The sequence below is a fragment of the Streptomyces capillispiralis genome, assembly GCF_007829875.1.
Lineage (GTDB): Bacteria > Actinomycetota > Actinomycetes > Streptomycetales > Streptomycetaceae > Streptomyces > Streptomyces capillispiralis.
Genome location: NZ_VIWV01000001.1, coordinates 7,478,953 through 7,491,795, shown reverse-complemented (window position 1 = coordinate 7,491,795; position 12,843 = coordinate 7,478,953). Strand labels below are relative to the sequence as shown.

Here is a 12,843-nt window from a genome sequence, read left to right as displayed (position 1 = left end):
GCTAGATCAGTTCCTCCAGCTCGAGCAGCGGGCGGGGCGCGATGCGCGGCGGATCGTCCTGGGCGGTGCGCTCGACCCAGTGCCGGCGCCGCTGGAACACGGGCGGCGGCAGGGGCGCGCGCCTGGGCGTGTGGCCGGTCTCCTCGGGGCCCACGGGACCGCGGAGGACGACGTGGCAGTTGGTGCCGCCGAAGCCGAACGCGCTCAGGCCGGCCCGGCGGACTCCGTGCCGGGGGTGCCAGGGCTCCAGCCGGTCCTGGATGCGCAGCGGTGACGTCTCGAAGTTGAAGCGCGGGTTGGGGCGCTCGCAGTGCAGGGTGGGCGGCAACTGCCGGTGTCCGAGGGACAGCACGATCTTCTGGAGACCGGCCATGCCCGCCGCCATCAGCAGGTGCCCCACGTTCGACTTGACGCTGCCGACGCCGCAGAACTGACGCTCGTCGGTGGAGCGCGCGAACACGGCGGTCAGCGCCCGCAGTTCCATGGGGTCGCCGATCATGGTCCCGGTGCCGTGCGCCTCCACGTAGGACACGCTCGCCGGGTCGGCGCCGGCCCGGCGCAGCGCCTCGCGGACGACCGCCTGCTGGGCGTCGGGGTTGGGCGTGGTCAGGCCCATGGTGCGCCCGTCGTTGTTCATGGCCGTCGACTCGATCACGGCGAGGACCCGGTCGCCGTCGGCGAGGGCGGCGGGCAGCGGCTTGACCAGGATCGCGCCGGCGCCCTCGCCGGGCACGAAGCCGTTGGCGGAGGCGTCGAACACGTGGCACCTGCCGTCGGGTGACAGGGCCCGGGCCGCGCTGAGCGAGAGGTACGGCGTCTCGTCCAGCAGCAGGTCGACACCGCCCACGAAGGCCATCTCGCACTCACCGAGTTGCAGCGACTGCCGGGCGAGGTGGAGGCCGGACAGCGAGGACGAACAGGCCGTGTCCACGACGAGGTTGGGGCCTCGGAGGTCGTGCAGGTGGGCGAGGTGGGCGGCGATGAAGTTCTGGTTGAGCCCGGTGGCGGTGGCCCGGCCGGGAACCGCGATGCGGGAGGCGTACGTGCTGGTCCCGGAGCCGACGAAGACGCCGACCGCGCGGCCGTTCAGCTCCTCGCCGCGGTACCCGGCGTCCGCGAGGGCCGTCTCGGCCGCCTCCAGGAAGAGCCGGATCAGGGGGTCGACGTGTGCGGCGTCCGCCTCGGGGATGCCGAAGTAGGCCGTGTCGAAGTCCTCGATGCCGTCGAGGAAGCCGCCCCACTTGCTGATGCTCATGCCCGGCGCGTACTCGGGCGAGTAGCGGGAGGCCACGTCCCAGCGGCTGCGCGGTACCTCGCGGATACCGGAACGGCCCTGGCGCAGCAGCTCCCAGAAGGCCGCCGTGTCCGCGGCGCCGGGGAACCGGCCGGCCATGCCGATGACGGCCAGCGGCACGTCCGCGGAGGCCGCGCCGGCACCGTGCGCCAGGGCGGACCTACCGGCACCGCCGGGGACCGGCGCGGACGGAGGCGAAGCGTCCGGCACACCCGTCCGGTCCGGCGCCGGCGCGGCTCCCCCGGCAGGGACGCCCGTCGTGCCCGGCGTCGCCCGTGCCGGGGACGACGCGGCCGCCCAGCGGGCGATGCCCGGTCCGTGGGCGTGGACCAGGTGGCGGGCGAGCCGTTCGACGGTCGGGTGCTCCAGGACGACGGACGGGTCGAGGGGCGCTCCGGTGGCCTTCTCCAGGCGGACGACGATGCCGGCGATGAGGATCGAGTCGACACCGAGGTCGGCGAACGGCCGGCCGGGCGCGATCCGTTCCCGCGGCATGCCCAGCACGTCGGCCAGGATGCCGGTGACGTGGTCGGCACAGCGGTCGACGAGCGCGCCGGCCTCTCCTTCCGGCCCCTCCGGGTGCCCGTCCGCCGTGGCACGAGCGAGCACCTCGGTACGGGCGGCGGCACCCGGTGCCGGCGCGGCGGCGGTGTGACCGGCCGCGGGGGGCACGGTGGCGACCGCGGCGAGTGTGGTGTGCTCCGGGGTGGCCAGCGCGGCGTCCAGGAGCGTCAGCCCGTCGGCGGGGCGCAGGGGGGCGAGCCCCAGTTCGGCGTAGCGTGGTGTGGTGACCTCGCCCATGCCGATGCCCGACCAGCTGCCCCAGGCGAGGGACAACCAGCGGGTGGCGCCGTTCCGGTCGCGGGCCGCGGCGTACTCGGCGTAGTCGTCGAGCGCCGCGTTGGCGGCGGCGTAGTCGGAGAGGCCGACGGCGAGCCGCGGCATGTGCGCCGAGACGGACGAGTAGAGCACCACGAAGTCCGGCTCGTCCTCCCCGAGCGCCCGGTCGAGTGCGGCCAGGGCCGGCCCCTTGGGCTCCCAGGTGAGGTCGAACTCGTGCGGGTCCTTGTGCACGAAGGCGGGCGTGGGCGACACCGCGCCCGCGCAGTGCAGGACACCCGCGGGAGTCCCGAGGGCGGCGCGGACCTCGCCGAGGAAGGCGGGGAGCCGCTCCGGGGAGCCGTGGCCGACGAGGACGCGCGCCCCGGCCGCCTCCATCCGGAGGATCGCGTCGGCGCAGTCCTTCCACCAGTCGTCCGCCGCCGCCCGTCCCCATTCCTCGCGGGGCGGCAGCGCCCGGCGCCCGGTGAGGGCCAGCCGCCGGGCTCCGCGCGTGACGAGCAGTTCCGCCGCGGCGATGCCCAGACCGCCGGTCCCTCCCGTGATCACGTAGGGGCGGTCCGCCCGTACGGCGAACGAGCCCAGGCGCCCGTCGAGTCCGGCGTCCGCAACGGCGACCGGCGCCAGCCCGCCCACCCGGCGGGTGCCGTGGATGTGGCGCACCTCGGCGGGGTCCGTGCCCGCGTCGGCGGGCAGTTCGGCGGCGGCGAGGGCCACGGGGCCGGGCACGCCGTCGGGCAGCGCGTCGTACTCGACGGTGAGGGCGGTGACGGCGGCGTACTCCGCGCCCAGGGCCCGTACGCAACCGGCCATGCGCGCCGCGTCGAGGACGCCGCTCGCCTCACCGGGCCCGCGGGTCGTGGCCGTCGGCCGTACGTGCACCAGGGTGACGGGGTGCTCCCGGGCGTGGGAGACCAGTTCCTGGAGCAGTGCCAGCCGGCCCGCGTGCCGGGGCGGGCGCTGCGGGGAGGCGAGGGCGTCGACCGCGTCGACGACCACGTCGAACGGCCCGTACGCGGCCAGTTGCCCGCGCACCGCGCGGAGGGTCTCCTCCCGGTCGTCGAGATCGGTCTCCACCGTGCGGGCGCACGGCAGCGGCAGGGGTGAGGGCTCGCGCAGGACGACGAGGTCGTGTCCGTCGAGGCCCGCCAGTTCCTCGGCCAGTCCGGGGCCGGCCTCCGCGCCGACCAGGATGAGGGTGACGGCGGGCCGCCCGGACCGGCTGCGGGCCGGGGCGGGCGCGGGCGTCCAGGTGCGGGCCAGCAGCCGGAGGGTTCCCGCGACCGGCCCACCGGCCCCGGTGTCCGGCGCGGGCTGCCCGCCTTCAGCCGCCTGAACGGACGGTGCCGAACCGGTTCCACCGACGCGCGCGCCCGGCGCGGACGTCACCGGATCGGTCCCGCCGGCCCCCGCACCCGCCGCAGCAGCCACCGGCCCGGCCCCGTCGCCCCCCACCGCCCGCGGGACGGCCCGGGGACCGTAGGGGACGGAGTGGTCGAACGGGCGGGCCGGGAAGGGCACTCGGCGCAGGTGCGGTTCGGTCGGCCAGGGAATGTCCTCGCCGGCCACCCAGCGGCGGGCAGCCTCGTGCGGGCCGCCCGTGCCGTCGGTGGCCGTCCGCCCGCTGCTCCGCGTGTGGAGCCCGGGGGCGGTGCCCCCGGCGAGGTGGGCGTCGAGCGCGGCCACGGCCTCGGCACTGCCGGGGACGACCAGTGCCAGCCGCGCGGGCAGCGGATCGCGGGCCACCCGCGAGGTGTGCGCGAGGTCGGCGAACGCGTACCGGTCGCGCCGGAGTTCGTCGCGCAGCGCCAGGGCGTGAGCGCGCAGCCTGCGCTCGTCGAGGGCCGACAGCACCAGGACGTGCTCCCGGCCGGGTTCGGGCCGGGAGCCGGGGATGACGGCGGGCGGCTCCTCCACGACCAGGTGGGCGTTGGCCCCGCCGAAGCCGAAGGCGCTGACGCCGGCGCGCAGCGGGAGGGGCCTGCCGGACGGGTCGAGGGGCCGCCACGGCTGGGCCTCGCGCGGTACCCGGAACGGGGTGCCGTCGAGCCGCAGGTGCGGGTTGGCCCGCTCCCCCACGGCGTTCGGCGGCAGCGTGCGGTGGCGGAGGGCGAGCAGCACCTTCAGCAGGCCGGCGATGCCCGCCGCGGACTCCAGGTGCCCGATGTTCGCCTTGACGGCGCCCAGGTGGCACCAGGGTCCGTCACCGTGCTCACCGGAGCGGCCGAAGGCGGCGGTCAGACCCGCGATCTCGATGGGGTCGCCGAGCCGGGTGCCGGTGCCGTGCGTCTCGACGTAGGAGACGCTGCGCGGGTCGGCTCCGGCCCGGCGCAGCGCGGCGGTGACGACCTCGGCCTGCGCCTCGGGGCGGGGGGCCGTCAGGGAGTGGGCCCGGCCGCCGTGGTTGACGGCGCTGCCCCGGAGGACGGCGCGGACCGGGTCGCCCTCCGCCAGCGCCCGGTCCAGGGGCTTGAGGACGACGACGCCGACGCCCTCGCCGCGTACGAAGCCGTCGGCCCGCTCGTCGAAGGTCCAGCACCGGCCGGTCGGCGAGAGAAGGCCGGCCTGGCCCAGCGAGTCGAACCAGGCCGGCGAGAAGAGGGCGTTCACGCCACCCGCGACGGCGAGGTCGCACTCCCCCGCCTCCAGGGCGCCGAGCGCCCGGTGCAGCGCGGTGAGCGAGCTCGAACAGGCGGTGTCGACGACCTCGCTGGGGCCGCGCAGGTCCAGCAGGTACGACAGCCGGTTGGCGATGACGCTCTGCACGTGCCCGGTGATGCTGTGGGCGGCGACCTCCTCGCCCGCCCGGGCGAGCAGGTCGGAGTAGTCGGACAGGGTGGCGCCGACGAAGACGCCGGTGCGGCTGCCGGCGAGCGAGGAGGGGCGGAGCGCGGCGTCCTCGACGGCGTGCCACGCGGCTTCCAGGAACAGCCGCTGCTGCGGGTCCATCAGCCGTGCCTCGCGCGGGGACACGGCGAAGAACTCCGCGTCGAAGCCGAGGATGTCGTCGAGGAACCCGCCCGCCGGAACGGGGGCGCCGAAGCGTCCGGCGGGGCCGGGGCGGACCAGGTCGTGGCCCTCGATCAGGTGCGTCCAGTAGGCGTCCAGGTCCGGCGATCCGGGCAGGCGTCCCGCCATGCCGATGACGGCGACCGGCGGCATGGTGCCGTCCGTCCGGTGGGCGGGCGCGGCGGCCGGAGTGCCGCTCGTCGCGGCGCCGGAGGGGCGGGCCGGTCCGGGAGTGAGCCCGGCCGGTGCCGGTGGTGCGGTGGGTGCCTGTGGTGCTGCGGATGGTGCCGGTGGGGCCGCGAGGGCGGGGGCGGCGCTGTCGAGGAGCGCCGTGGTCAGCGCGTCGACGGTCGAGTGCTGGTAGAACACCACCGGGGTGAGGGCCAGTCGGAGACGGTCGTTGAGGCGGTTGGCGAAGTCGGTGAACAGCAGGGAGTTGAAGCCGTAGTCGCCGAACTCGACGGTGTCGCGGACCTGTTCGGCCGGGATCTTCACGAGGGCTGCGGCCTCCTCCCGCACCAGGTCGCGCAGCCGGGCCCGATCGTCACCCGGGGCCGCCGACCGGGGGGCGTCGTCCGGCCGAGGTGCCGCCGGGACGGCGCCGAGCGCCGCGCCGATCTTCGACCGGTCGCCGAAGCCGACGAGGACACGGGGGCGGCCGAGGAGGAGCGCGTCCTCCAGGGCGGCCAGCGCGGCCGGGGTGTCGATCGGGGTGAGACCGACGGTGGTCTCGGTCAGACGGCGGACGGCGGACGGCATGTCCATCCCGCCGTCGCTCCACAGCGGCCACGCCACCGACACCGACCGGCCGGACCGCGTCCCCCGTTCCACCAGGGAGGCGCGGTGCTCGGCGAACGCGTCGAGGAAGCGGTTGGCCGCGCAGTACGACGTCTGGCCGGCGTTGCCGAGGGTGCCGACGTACGACGACATCAGCACGAAGAAGTCCAGCGGGTCGCCGGAGGTCGCCTCGTCCACGGCGAGGCAGCCCCAGGTCTTCGGCGCGAGCACGGCGCGCACCTCGTCCGGGGTGCGGTCCCGGGCCGCGCCGTCGTTCAGCACCCCGGCGGCGTGGAACACCCCGTTGACCGGTCCGTGCTCCCGGCGCGCGGCGGACAGGGCGGCCGCCAGGGCGCCGGGGTCCGTGACGTCGGCGCGCAGCCGGCGCACCGCGCCGCCGGGTCCGGCGCCGCCGCCGGAACGGCTCACCCAGGTCACCCGGGCCGCCCAGCGTTCGACGAGGTACGCGGTCAGCAACCGGCCGACGCCCCCGCCGCCTCCGGTGACGACGTAGTGCCCGCCCCGCCGGAACGGCGGGGTTCCGGCGGGGACGGTGGCCCTGGTCCAGGTCCGTACGAGGTGGCCGGGGCCGTCCGCGCGGGCCTCGGGCGCGCCGGTGGCGACGAGGGACAGGACGTGGGCCAGGGCGGGTTCGCCGGGGCCGGTCTCGATCCGTACCGCGCGGAAGCCGGGCGCCTCACGCTCCAGGGCCCGTCCGAACCCGGTGGCCAGGGACGGTGCGGGATCGTCGCGGTCGGGGCGGGCCAGGGTGACGTAGGTGAGGGAGGGGCTCCGGTCGGCGAGGGCGGGCAGGACGTCGAGCGTGTCCGTCATCTCCCGCAGCCACGGCGCCAGGGGCTCGGCGGCCCGGTCCAGGGCGCGGCGGTCGACCACGACGGTGTGCCGGTGGCCGTCGGACGGTGCGGGCACCTCGTCCGGCCGCGCCACCCGGTGGTCGGCGCCCTCGGACCAGGCGGACGTGCCGCCCACGACGATCACGCGGGCCCGCTGCCCGGCCGCTCCCTCCTGGACCTGGGCCGGGGTCCAGTCCGGGACGTGGAGTTCGGCCCGCCGGGGCGGGGCGGGCGGCGCGACCGGGCCGGTGCCCGTGTCGGTGCGGGACAGCCAGTGCCGGGTGCGGGCGAACGGGTAGCCGGGCAGCGGCACCCGGCGGGCGCCCGCGGACGGCAGGATCTCCGCCCAGTCCGGCCGTGCTCCCCGGCACCAGAGCCGGGCGAGCTTGTGCAGTTCCCCGCGGTCGGCGAGGGCGCGCAGCACGTCGGTGGCGCCGGGTGTCCCGTCGAAGACGTCGTCGAGCCGTCCGCCGTCGTCGGCCAGGCCCAGCGCCGCCGCGTCGGTGTCCCGCGCCGCTTCCCGCAGTTCACCACCGGGCGCGGCGAGCCGCTCCAGGCGGTCCGCCAGTTCCTCGGTCCCGGTGACCACGAGTGCGAGCCGGGTGTCGAAGTGTTCGCGTCCCTCCCGCAGGGTGAACGCCACGTCGGCGAGCCGGAGTTCGGGGCCGGCGGTGCGCAGGTGCGCGGCGAGGCGGTCGCAGGCCCGGCGCAGCGCCGGTTCGTCCCGGGCGGACAGGAGGACGAGTTCCGGTGCGGCCGGTGCCGGGGCGGTACGGGGCGGCGCGGGCGCCTCCTCGACGACGAGGTGGACGTTCACACCGCCCGCGCCGAAGGAGCTGAGGGCGGCGCGGCGCGGGGTGCCGCCCGGCGCGGCGGGCCAGGCGGCGGTGGACTGCTGGACGTGGAACGGCGTGGCGGCGAAGTCGATGTCGGGGTTGAGGCGCTGGGAGTGCAGGGAGGGGACGAGGGTGCGGTGCCGCAGTTGCAGGAGCACCTTGGTCAGTCCGGCGAGGGCGGCCGCCGCCTCGGTGTGGCCGATGTTCCCCTTCACGCTGCCGACGGGGATCGGCGCGGGCGGACGGGCACCGGCGTACGCCTTGCCCAGGCCGCGGATCTCGATGGGGTCGCCGAGCGGGGTGCCGGTGCCGTGGGCCTCGACGTATCCGATGGTGGACGGGTCGGTGCCGGCCCGGCGCAGGGTCCGGGAGACGAGGTCGGCCTGCGCCCGCGGGCTGGGGACGGTGAAGCCGTTGGTGCGTCCGTCGCTGTTGGCTCCGACCGCCCGGATGACGCCGTAGACGTGGTCGCCGTCGGCGAGCGCGTCGCGCAGCGGCCGCAGCAGTACGGCGCCGACGCCCTCGCTGGTCACCATGCCGTCGGCGTCGGCGCCGAAGGGCATGCACCGGCCGGCCCGGGAGACCATGCCGAGCTGCGCGTACTGGATCCGCCGCGCGGGGTGCAGGATGACGTTGACCCCGCCGGCGAGGGCGGCCGAGACGGTTCCGGCGCGGATCGCGTCGCAGGCGAGCTGGAGGGCGACGCCGGAACCGGAGCAGGCCGTGTCGACGGCGATGCTGGGCCCGGTGAAGTCCATGAAGTACGAGACCCGGTTGGCGATCTGGTAGAGGTCGCTGTTCGGGTACCGGCTGCCGCCCTCCAGGGCGGCGTTGGCGCTCAGCACCGCGTAGTCAGGGCCCATGGAGGCGACGTAGACGCCGACGTCGCGGCCGAGACCGGCGGGGGTGTGCCCGGCGTCCTGGACCGCGTGGTACGCGGTCTGCAGGAAGAGGCGCTGCTGCGGGTCCATCGTCTCCGCCTCGCTCGGGGCGAGCTGGAAGAAGAGGGCGTCGAACTCGTCGACGCCGTCGATGAGTCCGCCGGCCGAGGTGTAGGTGCGGGCGGGCCCGCCGCGCGGGTCGACGACGTCCTTGCGCTCCCAGCGCACGGAGACGTCGCCGAGTGATTCGACGCCCGCCTTGAGGTTCTCCCAGAACCGGGTGATGTCGTCCGCTCCCGGATAGCGGCCCGCGATGCCGACGACGGCGATGCCGTCCTCGGGTGCTGCGGCGGAGTGCGCCCGGGCGACCGCGGGGGCGGGGTCCGGGGCCGCCGCGGGGACACGGCCGGGGGGCGGCTCGTTCGCGGGCACGGGGGGCGCGGCGGGCGGGCCGCTCGGTCGCGGGCCGGACGCGGCGGGCCGGGGCAGGGCGCGGGCGACGGAGCCGAGGGTGCGGTGCTCGAAGAACAGGGTCTTCGGCAGCCGTCCGAAGTCCTTCTCCAGGGCGACGGTGGCGTCGACGATCTCGAGGGACTCCAGTCGCAGGGACTCCAGCGTGGTCTCCGGGGTGAGCCCGGCGAGGGGCATCCGCTTGAGCCGGGCCACCACGGCCCGTACGGCGTCGAACGGTTCGGCCCCCTCGGGCCCGCGGGCGTCGGGGGCGGCCGTGGGCACGGTGGTGGGCACCGGGGTCGGCACGGCGGTGGACATCACGGCCGGCACGGCGGCGGGTTCCCCCATGACGGCGTGGTGGAGTGCCGCCATGTCGGGCAGTCCGGTGGCCAGGAGGGCGAGTGCGGAGCGCCGGGTGGCGTCCCCTGCCCGGTGGACGCCGGCGGGCGCGGCGGGGCGCCGGGCCGCCGGATCCTCCCGCGCCGCTCCGTCGTCGGGCCGGAACACGAGCCCGGCGAGGCGGTCCAACGGCGCCCGGTGCACCTGTGTCCCGTCCTCGCCCTGCGCGGGGCCGGAGGCCAGGGGCTCGCCCATGGCCTCCCGGAAGAAGGTCCGCGCGGGCGCGTTCCGGTCGGTGGGGCGGTGCCGAGCGCTCAGGACCGCGGGGCCGCCCTCGGTACGGACGGCCCGGGCCACGGCGGCCAGGAACGCGTGTTCCACGCCCCGCCCGAGGACGCGGCAGCTGAGCAGGAAGGTCTCCAGCAGGACCTCGTCGCCCTCGTCCCGGGTGAGCGCGGCCCCCACGAGTCCGTAGTCGCCGAACCGGTCGGCGACCTCCGCCACCCAGCACCGGGTGCCGTCGGCGAGCAGGGCGCGCAGCTCCGGTTCGGTCCTGCGCCGGGGGGCGAGGTTGAACTGGTTGGTGCGCTGGGTGAGCTGGGCCACCCGGGGCAGCTGGCCGTCGTGCGCCTCGTGTACGTCCACGCGCAGCCCGAGCCCCTCGATGAACCCGGCCAGCGAGGGCGCCGCCTCGCGGGCCTCCTCACGGTGCCGGGCCGCCCGGTACATCTGGGTGCGCCGCCGGTCCTCCTCGGTCACCTCGGTGCGGTCGAAGGCCCACAGCCGGGCGAGGAAGGCGTCCCAGTCGGCCTCGTCGGGGGGCAGGCACAGGGCGAGCACCTGGGGTACCGCCGCGCGGACGGCCGCCACCTCGACCGGGTTGTCGTCGAGGAACACGAAGGAGTCGAGTCCGACGCCGAGTTCACCGGCGAGCGCCTCGATGTTGGCGGCCTTGGGGTTCCAGTCGACCCGGCGGGCGGCGATGTGCTCGGGACGCAGCGGCATGTCGGGGCGCAGCCGGAACACCTCGTCGACGTCCTCCGCGGTGTTCTTGCTGGCCAGGCAGACGAGTACGCCTTCGTCGTGCCGGCGCACGGCCCACTCCTGCAGCCGACGGTGGGCCTGGGCCGTTTCCACCCCGAGCGGGCCGTCCTCACCGCACACCCCGCGCCACAGGGTGTTGTCGCAGTCGAGGACGAGCACCTTGTAGGGGCGGGCGAGCAGCGCGTGGACGATGCGGACCACCGAGGTGCCGAGCGCGGTGCAGGCCTCGGGGGTGTACGGGATGTGCGCGTGTTCCTCGCGTGCCGCGTCGTGGTGGTCGGCCACCCAGTGGCCGTCGCCGCGGTCCGCCAGCCGGGCCGTGTGCACCCCGCTGATCCCCGCGAGGGCGCCCAGCAGGCGTTCCTCGAGCGCCGTGAGGGCGTTCCCGCGCCGGGCGACGGCCGGGGGTGACGGCGGGCAGAGGGCGACGAGCAGGGGTGCGGGGAGGCGGGCGGCGGCGGTGCGCGCGGCGGCGGCGAACTCGTCGGCGGTGCGCTCGCCCTCGGGCCCGTCGGGCCAGTCCTCGGCCCGTAGCAGGACCACGTCGCAGCCGTGCCGATTGGCCGCGAACGCGCTGCCCGGGTCCAGGAGTTCCTGGAACACCTGCCCGTACGCGGCCGGCCGTACGGCGAGGTCGAGGCCGAGCCGCTCGCACCAGTGGGCCAGGGAGGGGTGGAGCGGGTCGGTGGTGAAGGTGGCGGCGACCACGAGACTGCCCGTGGGGGCGTCCTCATCCGCTTCCCCGGCGGGCCCGCCCCGGCCGGGGGACCCGGCCGCGGATCCGTCCGCCCGCACACCCTCGGACACCGCGGCCGAACGCACGGGGACGTCCTCCGGGGCACCCGCGGGAGCGCCGGGCGCGCCGCCTTCCGCGGGCCCCGACGGGCCGTCCGCCCGCGGTGCGCCGAACCCGTCCGGGCCCGCCGGGGCATCCCCGGAATCCGGGGCCTGCGCGGCATCCGGCGCACCGAAGTGGGCCAGCACGCGGGTGGTCCCCGCGGCGACCCCGTCGGCGACCGCGCGGACGACGGCCGCGGCGACGGGTTCGACGTCGAGGGCCGAGCCGTCGGCCACGCTGTCGGCGAAGGTGGTGGCCAGCCGCGGCGGCCGGACGAGCAGCGCGGCCAGGCCGGGAGTTTCGGAGACGACGGCCTCGGTGAGGCCCTCCACCGCCCGTTTCGCGGCGGTGTAGTGGGACAGCCCGCGGTGCGGTGTGCGGGCGTAGGCGGAGGAGACGGTGACGACGAGGCCGCCGTCGGCCAGGTGGCCGGTGAACGCCGCCAGGGGGGCCTGGGCGAGCCGCACCGCCTCGGCCACGTGCTCCGCGGAGCGCGCGACCGTGTCCGGGTGCACGTCCAGCGGCCGGGCGGGCGGACCGGCGTTGAGGATCAGCAGGTCGGCGGCGGCGCCGCTGTCCTCGACGGCCCGCAGCAAGTCGGCGCACCAGGCGGGGTCCCCGGCGTCGCCCCGGTGCAGGTGGACCCGGGCGCCGTCCGGGCCGAGCGCGGCGACCAGGGCCTCGGCCTCGGCCGTGCTGTCGCGGTAGGCCATGTGGACGGTGGCTCCGGCCAGGGCGAGGGCCTGGACGAGCGCGGCGCCCAGGCCGCGGCTGCCGCCGCACACCACGGCCGTCCTGCCGCCGCACGGCGCGGCCGTCGTACCGTCCGGCGGCCGGGCACCTGCCGGGCCGCTGCCGAGCAGGCCGCGCAGCCGGGCCGGGTCCGGCGCCGTGGTCTCGCGCCGGGCGAACGCGCGGACCTCGACCCGCGCCGTGGTGTGTCCCGCGGTCACCTCGCCGGTCAGCCGCACCCGGCGGTAGCGCGGGTCCACGTCGGCGAGCACCGCCCGGCCGGAGAACCCCCGCCTGCCGGTGCCCGGCCGGAAGTCGGCGTCGATGCCGGCGACCAGGGCGGCGCGGCCGGGTGCCTCCATTCCGGCGAGCTGGCTGGCCCAGGCCAGCACGGCCGCGTGCTCCACTCCGATCCCCCGGTCCGTCAGCCCTCGTTCGTCGACGAACCGGGTGAGCGCCGGCCAGTCGGGGCGGTAGCGGACGCCCGCTTCCGCACCGGGGACCAGGGCCTGTGCCGTGGTGTCCGCGGCCGAGGCGGTGAACCGGGGCCGTGCGGGCCTGGCGGGGGCCGCGTGCACGGTTCCCGGCACGTACCGCGCCTCGATCTCGACCAGGGTGCGCCGGCCGTCGAGGACGCGTACGGAACCGGCGGAGCCGTCCGGTGCGCCGTGCGCCTCCCACCGGTAGCCCTGGTCCGGGTGAACGGGGCCGGGGAACCGGGCCCGCAGCTCCGCCAGGCGCAGCCCGGGCGGCACCGGGTTCAGGGCCAGGGCGTGGAGCACGCACAGCGCCCCGTGGGCCACCGGCCCCCCGAAGGGGGTCCGGCGCGCGTACGCCTCGTCGACGTGCAGCGGGCTGAGGTCCCCGCCGGCCTCCGCGAAGGCCGAGAGATCGGCTCGTGTGACGCGGAAATCACCCGTGACGGCATGGGGCTTCATGGCGCCGT

At 77.0% G+C, this 12,843-nt stretch carries 1 protein-coding gene; it reads right to left on the bottom strand.

The window, feature by feature from the left end:
• Position 1 precedes the first annotated feature (1 nt).
• Positions 2 to 12,835 carry an SDR family NAD(P)-dependent oxidoreductase gene (locus tag FHX78_RS37985; protein ID WP_145870964.1) on the bottom strand — a complete coding sequence of 4,278 codons (12,834 nt, stop codon included), beginning with the start codon at positions 12,833 to 12,835 and terminating at the stop codon, positions 2 to 4.
• Between the last annotated feature and the right edge of the window lie 8 nt (positions 12,836 to 12,843).

Coding starts and splice junctions, on each gene's coding strand:
- FHX78_RS37985 (WP_145870964.1), bottom strand. CDS start 12,835: ATGAAGCCCCATGCCGTCACGGGTGATTTCCGCGTCACACGAGCCGAT.